This window comes from Desulfofundulus salinus, assembly GCF_003627965.1.
Lineage (GTDB): Bacteria > Bacillota > Desulfotomaculia > Desulfotomaculales > Desulfovirgulaceae > Desulfofundulus > Desulfofundulus salinus.
Genome location: NZ_RBWE01000001.1, coordinates 2,327,117 through 2,344,381, shown reverse-complemented (window position 1 = coordinate 2,344,381; position 17,265 = coordinate 2,327,117). Strand labels below are relative to the sequence as shown.

General features: G+C 62.6%; 9 protein-coding genes. All 9 read left to right on the top strand.

Going from position 1 to position 17,265, the window contains the following annotated elements; genetic code table 11:
- The first annotated feature begins 516 nt into the window (after positions 1-516).
- The 9 genes from addB (at position 517) to D7024_RS11870 (ending at position 17,116) form a co-directional block, all read left to right on the top strand.
- Positions 517-4,131, top strand: a complete 3,615-nt coding sequence (addB, locus tag D7024_RS11910) for a helicase-exonuclease AddAB subunit AddB (RefSeq protein ID WP_121452004.1) — start codon at positions 517-519, stop codon at positions 4,129-4,131.
- The gene (addA, locus tag D7024_RS11905) at positions 4,109-8,008 is read left to right on the top strand and encodes a helicase-exonuclease AddAB subunit AddA (protein WP_121452003.1); all 3,900 of its coding nucleotides are present in this window, start codon (positions 4,109-4,111) and stop codon (positions 8,006-8,008) included. Before addB ends, addA begins: the two co-directional genes overlap by 23 nt.
- Before the next feature lie 13 nt (positions 8,009-8,021).
- Positions 8,022-9,266 (top strand): exonuclease SbcCD subunit D, encoded by a 1,245-nt coding sequence (locus D7024_RS11900; RefSeq protein WP_121452002.1) that lies wholly within the window; start codon positions 8,022-8,024, stop codon positions 9,264-9,266.
- Positions 9,253-12,873 (top strand): AAA family ATPase, encoded by a 3,621-nt coding sequence (locus D7024_RS11895; RefSeq protein ID WP_165859356.1) that lies wholly within the window; start codon positions 9,253-9,255, stop codon positions 12,871-12,873. Before D7024_RS11900 ends, D7024_RS11895 begins: the two co-directional genes overlap by 14 nt.
- 285 nt (positions 12,874-13,158) lie before the next feature.
- Positions 13,159-13,815, top strand: a complete 657-nt coding sequence (locus tag D7024_RS11890; protein WP_121452564.1) for an energy-coupling factor ABC transporter permease — start codon at positions 13,159-13,161, stop codon at positions 13,813-13,815.
- On the top strand, positions 13,812-14,123 hold the full coding sequence (locus D7024_RS11885) for a PDGLE domain-containing protein (RefSeq protein WP_121452000.1): 312 nt from the start codon (positions 13,812-13,814) through the stop codon (positions 14,121-14,123). The genes D7024_RS11890 and D7024_RS11885 overlap by 4 nt, the downstream gene beginning before the upstream one ends.
- 183 nt (positions 14,124-14,306) lie before the next feature.
- Positions 14,307-15,212, top strand: coding sequence for a cobalt ECF transporter T component CbiQ (gene cbiQ / locus D7024_RS11880; protein WP_121451999.1), 906 nt, complete (start codon positions 14,307-14,309; stop codon positions 15,210-15,212).
- Entirely contained in the window at positions 15,191-16,021 is an 831-nt protein-coding gene (locus D7024_RS11875) for an ATP-binding cassette domain-containing protein (RefSeq protein ID WP_121451998.1), read from the top strand. The genes cbiQ and D7024_RS11875 overlap by 22 nt, the downstream gene beginning before the upstream one ends.
- Before the next feature lie 135 nt (positions 16,022-16,156).
- Positions 16,157-17,116 (top strand): MBL fold metallo-hydrolase, encoded by a 960-nt coding sequence (locus tag D7024_RS11870; RefSeq protein WP_121451997.1) that lies wholly within the window; start codon positions 16,157-16,159, stop codon positions 17,114-17,116.
- Positions 17,117-17,265 lie beyond the last annotated feature (149 nt).

Below are 17,265 nucleotides of genomic sequence, written 5' to 3'. Positions count from 1 at the left end.
AAATTGTGAACTTATGTACTAACCCGGGTATAAAAAAGGCATGTAACTGAAAGTGCATGACTCGATCAGCTTTACGTTTATTGTTGCTTAACCAGTTGAATTCAAATATTTATTTTGCTTGGATTAATTAAAGGAAAGATTAAAGAAAGGTTTGCATTTAGTCTGAGACTAAAATGTGAGATAAAATACATTCTTAGTTGTGAATGAGTGCACTAAGGTGCGGTTAAAAAAAGCCACCTGTCCTTTCGTTGCTTAAAGGCCTCAAGTACTGCCTTTGGGACAAGTGCGCGTTGACAATTTAAGCTGCTTTTGTCACTCCCATCATAGCACAAGAACTGCGTGAAATCAAGCACAAGTTTTATGTATATGGTTAAAAATTTTTTTGTCTTTGTGGTGACAAGATCCGGTCCGGTCCAGGACTGTTTCCATCAAACAAGAATTGCCAGCGGGCATTTGTTTCGGTTAGAATGATGGAAGAGAAATGGCCAGGTAGCAACCTTAAAGAAGGGATAAGGGATGAGCTTGCGTCTTTTACTGGGGCGGGCGGGGACGGGCAAGACCCGCCGCTGCCTGATGGAAGTTTGCGCGGAGCTGGAAAGGGAACCCCTGGGCCCCCTTTTGCTTCTAATTGTTCCGGCCCAGGCCACTTTTAACACGGAGCGGGAACTGGCCGCCCGGGGAGGGAGCCTGCGGGCCCAGGTGTACAGCTTTCGCCGCCTGGCCCACCGGGTGCTGCGGGAGGCGGGCGGTGCGGCCCGCCTCCCCGTTAGCGAACTGGGGCGGCGGATGATGCTTAAAAATATCCTGATGGAAGAAAAGGAAAACCTTGGCCTTATGGGTTCCCTGGCCAACCGGCCGGGTTTTCTTGCTTCTTTATCCGAATTGATCGGCGAACTGAAAATGCACCGGATTGCTCCGGAAGCCCTGGGGGAACTGGCGTCCGACAAGGATGGCCAGCTGGGGCAAAAGCTCAAAGACCTGTGCCTGGTTTACCGGCGGCTGGGAGAAAAGCTGGCCGGGCGGTTTACCGATCCTGATGATTACCTGGACCTGCTGGCCCAACGCCTTTCCAGCGCCGCTTTTTTGAACAACTGCCGGGTATGGGTGGACGGCTTTTCTTCCTTTACCCCGCAGGAATACGCGGTATTAGAGGCGCTTTTTTCTAAAGCCCGGGAAATAACCGTAACTCTTTGCCTTGATCCGGCCCTGGCCACCGGGCGCCCGCAGGAGCACGATCCCTTTGTCAAACCCTGGGAAACGCGGGCGCGCCTTTTGCGTTTAGCCCGCAAGGCCAGCGTGGCGGTGCGGGAGGAGTTTCTCCAACCCGATGGTACCTGGCGCCTAGCCCAGGCCCCGGAACTGGCTCACCTGGAGCGCCACTTTTTCAGCTATCCCACCGTTCCCTATACCGGAACTGTAAATAAGGTATGCCTGCTGGCCGGGGTGAACCTGCGGGCCGAGGTGGAGGGGGTGACCCGGGCCATCCGGCGGCTGCTGCGGGAGGAGGGCCTGCGTCCCCGGCAGATCATGGTGGCCGTACGGGACGTGGATGCTTATTTCCCCCTGTTCCGGAGGATGCTGGCGGACTACGAGATCCCCTTTTTTATCGACCACCAGCAGCCGGTGATCCACCACCCCCTGGTGGAGTTGCTGCGTTCGGCCCTGGAGGTATGGCAGAAAAACTGGACCTACGAGCCCGTGTTCCGCTTTCTAAAGACGGGACTGGCCCGGGTGAATGCCGGGGAAGTGGACCGGCTGGAAAACTATGTCCTGGGCGCCGGGATCCGGGGCAGCCGCTGGTACGGCCAGGAGCCCTGGAACTACCTGCCCGGCCGCACCTGGAGCGAGGACGGGCAGCAGCAGGCGCCCCCGCCGCCGGAACTGGAAGAGATCAACCGCATTCGCTGGCGGGCGATCAGAGAATTGCGGTCCGCCCAGATAAAAGCGCGGGAAACCGCATCCGGCCGCGCCGTGCGCCTTTCCGGCCAGCAGTGGGCCCGGATCCTGCTGGAGCTGTGCCTTGAGCTGGAAATACCCCGGAAGCTGGATGAGTGGAGCCGGGCCGCGCAGGAGGCAGGGCAGCCGGACCTGGCCCGGGAACACCGCCAGGTCTGGCGGCTGGTGAGCGGCCTGCTGGACGAGCTGGTGGAAGTGCTGGGTAAAGTGGAGCTTTCCGCGGCGGAGCTGTCCAGTGTGCTGGATGCGGGTCTTGAGGCCATGCGCCTTTCCCTGATCCCCCCGGCGCTCGATGCGGTGACCGTGGGCAGCCTGGACCGCTCCCGGCCGCCCCGGGATGTGCGGGCCCTCTTTTTACCCGGCCTGACCGAGGGAACCCTGCCCGCACATATTCGTACCGGCGGGGTGTTCACCGAACGAGAACGGGAGCAGCTAACCATGTGGCTGCGTGACAGGAACCTGGAGCTGCCGGCCGGTACCGTCGACCGGCTGCACCAGGAGCAATTTCTGATTTACCAGGTTCTGACACGCACGGGCGGTAAGCTGTTCTTGAGCTATCCTCTGGGGGATGGCGAGGGACGGGCCGTAACTCCCTCGCCAGTGATTCGCCGGGTGCGGGAGCTACTGCCGGATTTACGGCCGCGGTTCCTGCCGGTGGAGCCGCCGGGCGGCGCGGCAGACGTGGAATACGTGGAACACCCGGCAGGGTTGCTTCCCCGCCTGGCCCTGCGCTGGCGGGAAGCATCCTGGGGCCGCCCCGTTCATCCCCTGTGGTGGCGGGTGCATAACCTGCTGCTGGAAAAGGAAGGGTGGCGGGACAAGCTTTCCATTTTAACGGCGGGCCTGACGGGGCGCAATGTGGAGCCTCCCCTGGGGCGCGAACTGGGCCTGAGACTATGGGGTCGGCGGGAGCGGAAAAAACACGTGCTTTTCAGCAGCGTCTCCCGCCTGGAACGGTTCGTCCAGTGTCCCTTCGCCCATTTCCTGGCCCACGGCCTGGGGCTGGAGGAGCGGGCGGTATACCGGCTGGCCCCGCCGGATACGGGACAGCTGTACCACGAGGCCCTGCACCTGTTCGTGGAGCGGGTGCAGAGAAGTGGCCCTCCCTGGGAGGAGCTGGGGGAAGAGGATGTACACCGCATATGCGCGGAACTGGTGGATAGCCTGGCTTCCCGGCTGCAAAACCGCATTCTGCTCTCAAGCGCCCGGCTGCGCCAGCAAAAAGCACGGCTGCTGGAGCGGGTGAACGATTCGGCCCGGGCGCTGGTACGGCAGATGCAAAAGAGCGGTTTTCGCCCTACGGCCCTGGAGGTATATTTCGGCCCCCGGGGGCGGGATGTGCCCTCTGATGTTCCGGGGACGGAGATGTCTGCCTTACCTTTCTGGCCCCATCTGTTCCTGCCGCCCCTGGAGGTAGATCTGGGCGAGGGGATAATATTGAGCCTTGGGGGGCGCATCGACCGGGTGGATCTGGGGCGGGGCATGGATGGGCTATACCTGCGGGTGATCGACTATAAATCCGGTCCCAGCAGGCTCAGTCTCCCCGGGGTGCTGGCAGGGGTACAGCTCCAGCTCCTGGTCTATCTATGGGTGGCCCTGGAGCACTTTGCCGCTCTTTGCCGCCGCTACCATCAGCAGCTGCAGCCGGCGGGTGCTTTTTATTTCCAGGTGCAGCGGCCCATCCTGAACCTGGCCCAGCCGGACCTGCCGCCGGAGGAACTGGACCGGGAGTGGCTGAAAACATTCAAGCTGTCCGGCTGGCTGGTGGATCACGGCGTGGATTTATATTCCTTGCTTGACCGCAGCCTTGCGGCAGGGACGACATCCCTCCTGGTGCCCGCCGGGTTGAATAAGGACGGCAGCCTCTCCCGGCAAAATGCCGCCTCCATTTTTACGCCCGGCGAGTTCCGGGTACTCTTGAACAGCCTGGGCGAGCTGCTGAGGAAGATCGGCAGGGGTATTATCGACGGCCGGGTGGACATTGCTCCCTTAAAAATGGGCCGGGACAGCGCCTGTACGTCCTGCATCTACCGCGCGGTATGCCGTTTTGACCTGTGGCTGCCGGAAAACTGCTACCGGAATCTGGTTACAGACCCCAAAGAGCTGAGGCAGCGTCTTCAGGCGGAGGCTGTTCGGGAGGAGGGAAAAGGCCTTGTCCTCTACTCGCTGGACTGAGGAGCAGCAAAAAGCCATCACCACCCGGGGAGGGAACCTGCTGGTTTCGGCCGCCGCCGGATCGGGTAAGACCGCGGTGCTGGTGGAGCGGATCATCCGGCACCTGCTGGACGAAAAGAATCCGGTGGATCTGGACCGGCTGCTGGTGGTTACCTTTACCGACGCGGCGGCGGGGGAGATGCGCCAGCGGGTGAGCGCCGCCCTGAACCGGGCCCTGCAGGAACGGCCGGCCAGCCCCCGGGTCTTACGCCAGCTTTTCCTGGTCCCCCGGGCCTCCATCGGCACCCTGCACTCCTTTTGCGGCGAGGTGGTGCGGCGCCACTTCTACCTGCTGGGGCTGGATCCGGGCTTCCGGGTGATGGATGAGAACGAGGCGTCTCTTTTACGCCTGGAGGTTCTGGAAGAGGTTCTGGAGGAATGTTACGAGGAGCACCGGGACTCGCCGCCCGAAGCCCCCTTCCTCTACCTGGCCCGGGCCCTGGCGGGCCGCCACGGCGACGACCGGGAACTGATCGAGCTGGTTCTGCGCCTGTACGATTTTGCCATGAGCCTGCCCCGGCCCCGCGCCTGGCTGAACTGGCTGGCTGACTCCCTGGCCGGAGCTGGGGGCCGTTCCTGGGAAGAGCAGCCCTGGCACGGGCAGTGGCGGGAAATAATCCGCCTGGAACTGGAGGACTGGCTGGACAGCCTGGAAGAGGCCCGGCGCCTGGCCTCCGGCCCCGGCGGGCCGCAGCAATACACGGCGGTGCTGGAGAAAGACCTGGCCAGGGTGCGGGGCTGGCTGGAGCTGGTGGAAGGCTCCTTTGAAAACCTGCAGCTGGCCCTGAAAGAAGGTCAAAAGTGGCCGGCCCTGCCCAGAACGGCCGGGGGAGAGGCGGTAGATGAAATTAAAGAACGGGTGAAAAAACTGCGGGACCATGTCAAAAAGCGGTTGCAGGTCCTGTTTAATGAGTATTTCTCCCGTTCACCGGTGGATATGATTGGTGATTTGGCCCGGGTTGCCCCCCTGGTGCAGGCGCTGGTGACGGTGGTGCTCCGGTTTGGGGAGGCCTACCGGCGGGCCAAGCTGGAGCGTGCCGTGGCCGACTTTGCCGACCTGGAGCACTATGCCCTGGCCGTCCTGGCCCAAAACGGGGAGGGATCTCCGTGGGGCGGAGAAATTCCACAGGACCCTGGGGCTCCACTTCTTCCTTCCCCCGTGGCTGCGGAGTGCCGTGAGTACTTCGCAGAAGTGCTGGTGGATGAGTACCAGGATATCAACGGGGTCCAGGAGGCCCTTTTAGAACTGGTTTCCCGGGAGGATAACCGCTTTCTGGTGGGTGATGTCAAGCAGAGCATTTACCGCTTCCGGCTGGCGGACCCCACGGTTTTTTTGCACCGCTATCACCAGTTTGCGGATCTGGCTTCCGGGCAGGAATCCGGGCCGGGCTGGCGCCTGATGCTGCGGGCAAACTTCCGCAGCCGGCATGAGATCCTGGAGACGGTCAACTATCTTTTCGAACGGCTGATGACCCGGCGGGTGGGGGAGCTGGATTACGATGAGCGTGCCCGCCTTCAACCCGGAGCCGGCTATCCGGATTGCGCGGCAGGGAAGGCAGGTGGTCCGGTGGAGATTCACCTGCTGGATTTCAGGGCTCCGGAAGGGGATGAGGCCGGGGATACAACCGGCCGGGAAGAAAACGGGCAACCGGAGCTGGATGAACTGGACCTGGCCCGCCTGGAGGCCCGCTGGGTGGCGGAGCGGGTTCACCGGCTGGTGCTCAAAGAGAATTTTTGGGTCTACGACCGGGAAGAAAAGGAATACCGCCCGGTCACCTGGCGGGATGTGGTGGTGCTGATGCGCTCCCTCAAGGGCCGGGTGGGAGTATTCCTGGAGGAGTTCCGCCGCCTGGGGGTACCGGCCTTCGCGGACGGCGCAGGCGGCTACTTCGACGCCCCGGAGGTGGAAACCGTACTCTCCACCCTCCAGGTGATCGACAACCCCTGCCGGGATATTCCCCTGGCGGCGGTGCTCCGGTCGCCCCTGGTGGGGCTGGATGCGGCGCGGCTGGCGGAAATCCGCCTGGCCTGCCCGGAAGGCGACTTTTACACCGCCGTGCAGCAGGCCGCAGAGGGGCCGCCGGGGGTGGCTCCGGAGCTTGCGGAACGCCTGCGCTGCTTTCTAAAAAGGCTCCAGGGGTGGCGGGACCTGGCCCGCCGCCTGCCGCCCGCGGAACTGCTGGAGGAACTGTACCGCCAGACCGGCTACTACGACCTGGTGGGGGCCATGCCCGGCGGCGTGGTGCGCCAGGCCAACCTGCGGGCACTGGTGGATCGGGCCCGGCGTTTCGAGGGGACCATCTACCGGGGGCTTTTCCGCTTCCTGCGCTTTATAGAACAGATCCGGGATGAGGGCGGGGACATGGATGCCGCCCGCTCCCTGGGCGAAAATGAAAACGTGGTCCGGATCATGAGCGTCCACAAGGCCAAGGGCCTGGAGTTCCCGGTGGTGGTGGTGACCGGCCTGGGCCGCCGGTTTAACCTGCAGGATCTTTCCGAAAGCTTCCTGCTGCACCGGCGACTGGGATGTGGTCCGGTGGTGGTGGATCTGGAGCGGGGGGTGCGCTACCCCACCGTCCTGCACCGGGTGATCCGGCAGCGCCTGCGGCTGGAGGCTCTGGCCGAGGAGATGCGCCTGTTGTACGTGGCCCTGACCAGGGCCCGGGAGCGCCTGATCCTGGCTACCGCCGTGCGCAATCTGGAAAGGCAGGTGGATAACTGGCGGAGCAGGGTGGCGGCGGTGCCGCCGGAAGGGCCCTTGAGCATTTCGCTGCAGGCCGGAGCCAGGTCGGCTTTAGACTGGCTGGGCCCGGCCCTGTGGAGCCATCCGGCCCTGGCCGGGTTTTCCTGCGGTGAGGAAACGGTGATGAATGCCGGGACCGGGTGCTGGCAGGTGCACCTGTGGCCGGCGGCGGCCCTGGAGGGGCTGTGGGCAAGAGGCGGCCCCGGTGCTGAAGTCACCGGGGATCCATCCTGGACCCGGTGGCTTGAGCGGCTGGAACCGTTGCCCGAAGACTGGTTGCAGCAGCAGGAAGAAAACTGGCCGGGTGGGGCGGCGGAACTGGTGGATACCGGTGAGCTCAGGCGGCGGCTGTTCTGGACCTGTCCCCACCGGGAGCTCTCGCACCTGCCTTCCAAGGTCACAGTTACTGAGTGGCGGCACCGGCAGGAGGAGCTGGAGGAGCGGATGAGCGGGGAAATACCCGGGGAAGGTTTGCTGGAGAAGCGTTCCGGTGAAGAGGAAACGGGGACGGAGGAATTACCCCCCGGATTCGACCTGCCCGCCTTTTACACGGGAGAGCATATGAGCGGGGCCGAACGGGGCCGGGTGGTGCACTTGGTAATGCAGAGCCTGGAGCTGGAAGATCTCCCGGATGAGGCGGGGGTGCGCCGGCACCTGGACCGGCTGGTGGAGCGGGAAATCCTGCGCCCGGAAGAACTGCAGCTGGTCCGCCCGGCGGAGATCGCCCGCTTCTGGCGGACAGACCTGGGCAAAAGGGTACTAACCGCCGCAAGAGACGGTCGACTCTGGCGGGAGGTGCCCTTTACCCTGGGCCTGGAGGTGCCGGAGCTTTACCCGGAGTTAAGCGATAAAGTGCCGCCGGGAGAGTTCATCCTCCTCCAGGGGGTCATTGACTGCCTGTTGGTGGAAGAAAACGGCCTGGTGATCATCGATTACAAGACTGACCGGTTGACGGAAGAAGGCCTGGGGGACGCGGTGCGCCGCTACCGCATTCAACTCGATCTCTACAGCCGGGCGGCGGTAAAAATCCTGGCCAGGCCGGTTCTGGAAAAGTACATCTACTTCTTCGCCCTCAACCGGGCGGTGGCGGTTTGAAGGGGGATTTAACTTGGATAAGGCCCTGCGCATATTACATACCTCGGACTGGCACCTGGGGAAAACCATTGGCGGCCACCGGCGCTGGGATGAGCAGGAGCAGTTTATCGAGGAGATCGCCCTTCTGGCCAGGGACGAGGGGGTGCACCTGGTTTTGCTGGCCGGGGACGTCTTCGACACCGAAAACCCCCCGGCCAGGGCCGAGGAACTGTACTTTGACGCCCTTTCCCGACTGGCAGTGGACGGGCGGCAGGTGGTGGTGATCGCGGGCAATCACGACCAGCCCGAGCGCCTGGCTGCACCGGTACCCCTGGCGGCCCGCCAGGGAGTGTATATCCTGGGCCGCCCGGGAGATGTGCCGCCTTTGGGGCCGGGCGTGCTGGAATCCGGCCCCTCCTGCCTGGTGCTCCAGGGGCCCGGCTGGCCCTGCCCGGCGGTGATTCTGGCCCTGCCCTACCCGTCCGAGGCCCGGCTGGGTGAGTTGCTCACCCCATCCCTGGAGGAAGCGGTGGAGCGCCAGGCGGCTTATTCCCGGCGGGTAGCGGCCTTCTTAAAGCAACTGGCCGGTTCCTGCCGCCCGGGGGCGGTAAACCTGGCCGTCAGTCACCTTTATATGTACGGCGGGCAGATCAGTGACTCCGAGCGCACCCTGTCCCTGGGTGGGGCCTACAGCGTGGATCCGGGTGCCTTTCCGCGGGAGGTACAGTACGTGGCCCTGGGGCACCTGCACCGGCCCCAGGAAGTGGTTGGTGCACCCGTCCCCTGCCGGTACAGCGGTTCGCCCCTGGCCTACAGCTTTTCCGAGACCGGCCAGGCCAAAGGCGTCGTCCTGGTGGAGGCCTTCCCGGGCCGGCCGGTGCATTTCCGGGAAATAACCCTGAACTCCGGCCGGCCCCTGGTGCGCTGGCGGGCCACCGGGGGGTACGAGGAAGTACTGGCCTGGTGCCGGGCCGGGCGGGATGAGCGGGCCTGGATTGACCTGGAAGTCCACGCGGCAGCTCCCCTTACCCGGGAACAGGTGGAGCAGCTGCGGGAGATGCGGCCGGGGATCATCGACATCAGGACGGTCCTGCCGGATCAGGAAGGGGAGTCTGCCGGAACCCCGGATGTGGACGCTCTGCCCCTGGACGAGCTTTTTAAGCTTTTTTACCGCCAGCAGACCGGGGGCGGCGAGCCGCACACCGATCTGGTGCATATTTTCCTGGAACTGGTGGAAGCCACGGCAGGGGAAAGGGGGGACGAAGTTGAGGCCGGTTGAGCTGCGCCTGGCCGGGTTGCACAGTTACCGCCAGGAAGAGGTGGTGGACTTCAACGCTCTGTGCGAGCGGGGGATTTTCGGCATTTTCGGTCCCACCGGGAGCGGCAAGTCCACCATCCTGGATGCGGTTACCCTGGCCCTCTTCGGGGAGGTGAAGCGGGCCAGCCGGGGCAGGGAGGGAATCATCAACCAGCAGAGCGAACAGGCCCGGGTGGCATTCACCTTTGAAGTGGGCCGGGGTGAGGGGCGGTGCCGCTACCGGGTGGAGCGGGTGCTGCGCAAAAGCGGCGATTTTGGCGCCCATACCCGGGAATGCCGGCTGGTGCGCATTGACCCGGATGGGGAAAGGGTACTGGCGGATGGAGCCGACCAGGTGAAAACAGAGGTTCAAGGGCTGCTGGGGCTCACCGCGGACGACTTCACCCGGGCGGTGGTCCTGCCCCAGGGCCGCTTTGCCGAGTTTCTGGCCCTGCGGCCGGCGGACCGGAATCAGATGCTGGAGCGCATTTTTGAACTCGACCGGTTCGGCGAGCAGTTAAAGAGACGGGTAGGCGATGCCGGGGCCAAAGTGCAGGCAGGCCTGGACAGAGTAGAGGCGGAGCAGAGGGGTCTGGGCGACTGTTCACCCCAGGCCCTGGAGAGGGCCCGTCAGGCTCTGGAAAAGAACCAGGCGGCCCGCCGGGAGGCGGAACGAAACCTGCAGGCGATCCGCAGGCGCCTGGAGGAGGCCCGCGAGATCCGCCAGGCCCAGGAACAGCGGGCCAACCTGCAGCGCCGGTTGCAGGAACTCCAGGCGGCGGAAGCGCAGGTACGCTGGACCGAGGAACGCCTGGAGCGGGCGGCCCGGGCCGAAACCCTGCGCGGATTGCTGGAAGAGTACGGGCGCCTGGAAAAAGACCTGGAGAAGCGCCGGGAAGGACTGCGGGCGTTACAGGAAGAACTGCACAGGCAGGAGGAAGGGGCCCGGGCGGCGGAGGAAGAGGCCGGGCGGGTGCGGCGGCAGTGGGAGGAAAGGGGGCCGGCCCTTTTAAGGCAACAGGCGCGGCTGGAACAGGCCCGGGAGCAGGAAAAGGAGCTGGACACCTGGCTGGAGCAGCAAGCCAGGGATCAAAAACAATTGGACCGGTGGGAGCTGGCCGGGCAGGACCTGGGGAAGCAGCAGGAAGAACTTGCTTCCCGGCTGGCCCTGGGGGAGCAGCGGCTGGCCGAACTGCAGAAACTGCGGGAACAGTTCCAGGTTACCCTGGAGGAGGTCGAGCAGGCTCGCTGTGCCCTGGACCTGTACCGGGAGCTGTCCCGTCTGGGCCGGGAAATAAAAAAGATGGAGGGGGAGCGGGAAGAAGCGGGTCGCGAGCTTGCCGCGTTGCAGCAGCGGGAGACGGAACTGGCCCGGGAAGTGCAGGGGCTGGAACGTGAGCTGAAGCGGCATGAAGAAGGTTTGGAGCACCTGCAGGGAAACCCGCCCGTACCGGAGGGGTACCTGGAAAAGCGGGCTGGTGAAATACAGGACCTCAGGCACCGGATCGAGGCGCTGCAGGAACTGGCCGCCCGGTACCAGAAGCTCCAGGAGGAACACCGGCAGGTCAGGGAGCGGCTGGAATCGCTCGAGCGCCAGCGGGAAGTCTGGAGGCAGAAGGCGGCAATTCTGCAGCAGGCCCTGGATGAGGCAGGTAAGGCCCTGGAACGGGCCCGGCGGGAACTGGAGGAAGCCCGGCACAGGAATATGGCCGCCGCCCTGGCCCGGACGCTGGAGGCGGGGCGGGCCTGTCCGGTCTGCGGCTCGCCTCACCACCCCTCGCCCGCCTCCCCTGCGGGGACGGAACTCACCCCCTATGAGGAGGCGGTGGAAGCCGCAGAGGAGGAGCAGGCGCGGCGGCGGGATGAGTGGCAGGAGTGTGAAAAGAAAATCGTCCAGCTGGAAACGGAGATTGCGTCGTTAAAGCTCCGGGAGGAGCAGCTGGCGGAAGAAAAGGAGCAGGTTGGGGCGGAGGGCAAACGTTTGCGGGGTGAGCTGCCGGCAGAATGGCAGGGGGTGCCGGTGCAGGATCTCCCGGTCCGGCTGCAAAGGGCGGAGCAGGCATATCAGGAGCAGCAGCGGGCCTGGCGCGACTGGCAGCAGCACTTAAAAGAAGCCCTGGACCGGAAAGAGGAACTGCGCCGCCGGCTGGATGAGCAGAGGCCCGCCCTCGCCCGCCTGCAGTCCGACCGGGCAGGCCTGGCCCGGCAGATCGACGTCCTCTGCCGGCACCTGGGGGAAAAAGGGGCGGAGCAGCAGACGGTCAGGGAAAAACTCCGGCTGCTTCTGGAGGTGCTGGGCCTGGCGGACCCGGACCAGGTCCCGGGGTACTGGGATGCTTTAAAGGAAAAGCAGCAAAAACACCGGCGCTGCCAGGACGAGATAACAGGGCTGGAGGCGGAGTTGAAAGATCTGGCCGGGCGACTTCAGCAGCTCAAAGATGACCTGCGGGATCTGGTGGTTCAAAAGGGGGCCCTGAAAGCCACCCTGGCGGGCAGGGCAGAACAGATCCGGCGGCTCCAGGCGGAGTTGCACGAACTTACCGGCGGTTTGCGGGTGCAGGAGGCCCTGGAGCAGGTGCAGAAAGAGCTGTCCCTGCTGCAGGGGGCGGTGGCCCGGGCGGAGGAAGAAAACCAGAAGGCAGCTGAGGCCTTCCAGCGGGTCCGGCTGGAACTGAAGGGCGAAGAACAGACCTGTGCCGCCCTGCAGGAGCGGCTGGAGGACCTGTGCCGGCGTCTGGAACGGTTGGCACGGGAGAACCATTTCGCCGGTCCCGCCGAGGCTAAAGACGCCCTGCTGGACCCGCAGGAGCGGGAGGAATTAACCAGTCAGGTGAAGAAACACCGCCAGGAGGAACAGGTGCTGCTGAAGGGGCTGCAGGAAGTGGAGGCCCGCCTGAAAGGCATGCGTGTGGACGAGGAAGAGTGGCATCGGCTGCAGGAAGAGTTACGGGCCGCGGAAGAAGCCCTGGGTATGGCCCAGCAGCAGGAAGGGGCGGCGGGGGTGCTGCTGCAAAAGCTGCAGGAAAACCAGCAGCGGTGGGCTGTCCTGGAAGGGGAGCGGCAGCAGCTGGTCCGGCGCGCTGCACTCCTGCGGGAGCTGGAAGGGCTTCTGCGGGGCAGGGCGCTGGTGGAGTTTCTGGCCCGCCGGCGGCTGGAGAACCTGGTTACCCTGGCCACAGAGCGGCTGGGCCGGCTCACCGGCTACCGCTATGCTCTGGAACTGGACGGGCAGGGAGGGTTCATTCTCCGGGACGAGGGTAACGGCGGCCTTAAACGGCCTGTTTCCACCCTTTCGGGCGGGGAAACCTTCCTGGTTTCCCTGGCCCTGGCCCTGGCCCTGTCGGACCAGATTCAACGGCGGGGCCGGGCTCCCCTGGAGTTCTTTTTCCTGGATGAGGGTTTCGGTTCCCTGGACGAGCAGTGCCTGGAGGCGGTGATGGATACCCTGGAGCGCCTGCCCCTGGAACGGGTGGCCATCGGACTGATCAGCCACCTGCCCCAGTTGAAAAGCCGCCTGCCCCGCCGCCTGGTAGTCGAGCCGGCCCGGCCCGGGGGCCCGGGCAGCCGGGTCCGCCTGGAACTGGCGTGATTGGTACCGGCGTTATATGGGAGAAAAATGGAGTGGAGATAAAATTTTAGCTGGCCGGCAGGATTTCAACCCGGCCTGCAGAATACTACATAAGATAACGGCTTTCTGGAAAAAGGGCATCAAGGAGGTGCCCGTTACAGCCGGCTCAAAAGGACAACAGCATTACGGTACAATGGTGACCACGGAGGTCTCTTCCAGGGGAGGGCCAGCGTGGTCATTTTTGTTCCCCTGGTGATTATAAGGCTGCGAAGGTTGAAATTATCGAAACAGGAGGAGGCGGTTGTTGTGCATATTCCCGACGGATTTTTGGATCCCAAGATCTGGGTGGGGGCCAGTGCGCTTAGCGCCGGGGCTTTGGCTGCGGCGGTTTCGAACACCAGGAAAGTGCTGGAGGACCGGCAGGTGCCGGCCCTGGGAGTGATGGCGGCCTTTATCTTTGCCGCCCAGATGATTAATTTCCCGGTGGCCGGCGGCACCTCGGGCCACCTTTTGGGAGGAGCCCTGGCTGCAATTCTGCTGGGTCCATGGAGTGCCGGCTTGATTTTGACCACGGTACTGGTTATTCAAATGCTTTTCTTTTACGACGGCGGCCTGACCGCCCTGGGGGCGAACGTATTGAATATGGCGGTAATCGCTCCGTGGGTGGCTTATGGTACTTACCGGCTGGTGGGCGGCCTGTTCAAGGGTAATGCCGGCCGCACTGCAGCTACCTTCCTGGCGGCCTGGCTGTCGGTAATGGCTGCGGCACTGGCATGCAGCCTGGAAATTGCCTTCTCCGGTACTGTACCCCTGGCAGTGGTCCTGCCGGCCATGCTGGGGTGGCACGCTCTGATCGGTATCGGCGAGGGTCTGATTACCGTGGTGGTGGTTTCCTTCGTTTCCCGGTTGTGGGGGCTGGAGCAGTCCGGGCAGAAGAGTTTTGCGGGAGGTGAGCAGTTATGAACAGGAAGAATTTAATCTGGGGCCTTCTGGTTGCCCTGGCCATTGCCGCCTTTCTTTCTCCCTTTGCCTCTCCCAGCCCGGACGGGTTGGAGCGGGTGGCCGAGGACAAGGGATTCCTGCACCTGGCCGAGGGGAAAGAACTGATCCATGCCCTGATGCCCGACTACGTTTTTCCCGGCATTGCCAGTGAAGGCCTGGCCACTTCCCTGGCCGGCCTGGTGGGCACACTGCTGGTGTTTGGGGCCATGTATCTTGTGAGCCGGGTTTTTGTCCGGCCGAAGGGAAATGCCGGGAAGGGGCGTTCCTGACGCCCGCAGGACCTTATTTCACTGTCGCTGGCTGGAGTGAACATCCCCCGGGACAAACCCGGGTCTATAAAAATACTTGAACAGAAGGGGTTGCCGGCGGTATAATTAACTAAACGGGGTCAAGGAGATCCCATGGTTTCCAAATCGTGAACTTTTTTAAAATTACATAAGATAAAGAAGGCCATGGAGGCAGCGGCCTGCCCGGAAAGACAGGCGTATTACCACATGGTCTTTTTCTGTGAGTTTCTGTGGGGCTGGAAGGGAAGTGTTGACGTGTCACAGGTGATGGACCATTTTCTTCAACCCGGCGGGCACTCCGGGTCGTTCATGCACAGGCTGGATCCCCGGGTCAAGGTGGTGGCGGTGGTGGGCTTTATTGCCCTGTCGACCATGCTTACCTCCCGGACATGTCTGGCTCTGGCGGCGGGCTTTCTGCTGGTGCTTACGGCAGCGGCCCGTCTGCACCTGCGTCAACTGGTCAGTCGCCTGTTGTGGTTGCTGCCCTTTGCTGGCGTAATGATTTTCCTGTTCCCCTTCATCATCCCGGGTGAGCCCTTCTGGCGCTGGGAGTGGGGAATACTAACCTTAACCGCTACCAGGGAAGGGTGGCAGCACGCCCTTATGCTTTCCCTGCGGGTTTTTGCTGCGGTTTTAGCCGTAAATTTCCTGATGGCCACAACCGGCCTGCGCCATGTGCTGGAAGCGCTATCCTTCTTTCGGGTACCGGCTGTTTTCATCCAGTTGATAGAGTTTAGCATCCGCTATATATATGTGGTAGGCGATGAGCTGCGGCGGATGAACACCGCACGCACGGCCCGGGGGTTTGTGCCGGGCAGGCATCTTTTCCACCGGCACACCTTTCGCACCCTGGGGCAAACCATAGCGGTCCTGTTTATCCGGTCCTGGGAACGGGGGGAGAGGATTTATCACGCCATGCTGGCCCGCGGCTATTCCGGGGAGAACCGCAAAAGGGTGCTTCCTCCTCCCGGAGGGTGGGATCTGGCGTGGGGTGCTTTCATCCTGTCCGTGGCCATAGGATTGCGTCTTTTTGAACTGGGGGGACATATTTGGCTGCTGTCATTGAAGTAGAGGACCTGCACTATACCTACCGGGACGGCACCAGGGCCCTGCAGGGCCTTTCCCTTTCTATACCCGAAGGAAGCCGGGTGGCCCTTTTGGGGCCCAATGGAGCGGGTAAGTCCACCCTCTTGCTGCATTTAAACGGCCTTTACCTGCCCCAGCGGGGAAAGGTGCGGATCATGGGGCAGGAGGTCAACGCCCGCACGGCCAGGGAGATCAAAAGCCGGGTGGGCCTGGTGTTTCAGGATCCCGATGATCAGGTTTTTTCTTCCACCGTAGGGGAGGACGTGGCCTTCGGCCCGGTGAATATGGGCCTGTCCGCCACAGAGGTCGAACGGCGGGTGCAGGAGGCCCTGGCGGCAGTGCAGATGGAAGCATACCGGGACAAACCGCCTTACCACCTCAGCTACGGGCAGAAAAAGCGGGTGGCTATCGCCGGGGTTCTGGCCATGGGGCCGGAAATTATCGTCCTGGACGAGCCCATGGCCTACCTTGATCCCCAGGGCAAGGATACATTGCTGGATATTCTGGACCGGTTGCACCGCCGGGGTGCCACCATCCTGGTGGCCACCCACGACGTGGATATGGCGGCCAGCTGGGCGGACCGGGTGATTATCATAAAAAACGGCCGCACCCTGGCCCAGGGTGACCCGTCATTGCTGGTCCGGGAGGATATAATCCGCCAGGCCAACCTGCGCTTCCCCCTGGTGGCGCAAATTTTTCGCTCCCTGCCCGAATTGCAGCTCAAAACCGTGCCCTATACGGTGGAACAGGCGGCAGCCTTACTGAAAGATATTTTGGCAGGACACCGGGTCTAAGCGCCTCTAGACAAGAGGTGCTTTTATTATTATGGCCAGCCGGTTAAGCTGTGGTATAATAAACTGTAAATGTTTTCTTTCCGCCAATGGCAGGCAATTGTCATGGGACCACTTCTACTAAAGGGGAGTTGTTGATTGTTACCGTTACACAGGATAGTGGTGCCCACCCCTTACGCGGTGGGACCGGTCAATGCCTATCTCATCGCTTCACGACCCTATACCCTGGTGGACCCGGGGCCCGATACCGGCGAGGCCAGGGAAGTATTGCAGAAAGAACTGAACCGTTTGGGTGTTCCCCTGGCCGAAATTGAACGGATTCTGCTGACCCATTTCCATTCCGATCACAGCGGCCTGGCCCACTGGATACACTCCCTGACGGGGGCAAAGATATATATTCATCCCTATGATTTGAAGAAACTGAGCGGCAAAAACGATTTTATCGAGGAGAGGATGCCCTTTATCCAGGAAGCCGGTACCCCGGCGGAGATCATAGCGGAAGTTCTCAAGGACGGGGATAAGCTCCCCAGGCCCTTTGTGCCGCCCGGGGGTGCTATAACCACGACCGACGGAGTGGAAATACCCTTCGAGCGGGGGAGCTTAAAGGCGCTCCATTTACCCGGCCATGCCACCGGCCACCTTTGTTTTTATGACCCGGCGGGAAAGAGCCTTATTTCCGGGGACTTTTTGCTGCCCCGCATTACCCCTAACCCATTTCTGGAGCCCGATCCGGTTCACCCCGATCGCCGGGCACCCAGCCTGCGCCACTACCTGCAGGGGCTGGACAGGCTGACGTCCATGGACATAAGGCGGGTCTGGCCGGGGCACGGGGAAGTCATAGACGACTACCGGCAGGTGGTGGCCATGGTGCGGGAACAGCACCAGGCCCGTTTTGACGCCCTGGTGGATCTGTTACGGAAGTACGGGCGGCGCACCGCCTTTGAGCTTTCCCGGCTCCTGTATCCCGATTTAAAAGGGTTCAACATCTTTTTGGGACTTTCAGAAGTCCAGGCCCACCTGGACGTACTGGTGGAAGAAGGCCGGGTGAAAGTAGAGAAGAAGGACGGCGTGGCGTATTATTTCCTCGTAAATATTTAGTAAAACCGTTATGACGAGGATGCGGCGCTGTCCGGAGCGAACGACTTGCGAAGCGCCGGTAACAGCACCCGGTGAAGCGAGGTTGCCGGCTCGGCTCTCGAGGACGCATGATGAACTACCAGGAAGAAGACTTTTAAGACATATTATTT

Bases quoted from the DNA above. Each gene is read 5' to 3' on its own strand.
- addB (WP_121452004.1), top strand. From the start codon at position 517: ATGAGCTTGCGTCTTTTACTGGGGCGGGCGGGGACGGGCAAGACCCGC.
- D7024_RS11885 (WP_121452000.1), top strand. From the start codon at position 13,812: ATGAACAGGAAGAATTTAATCTGGGGCCTTCTGGTTGCCCTGGCCATT.
- cbiQ (WP_121451999.1), top strand. From the start codon at position 14,307: ATGGAGGCAGCGGCCTGCCCGGAAAGACAGGCGTATTACCACATGGTC.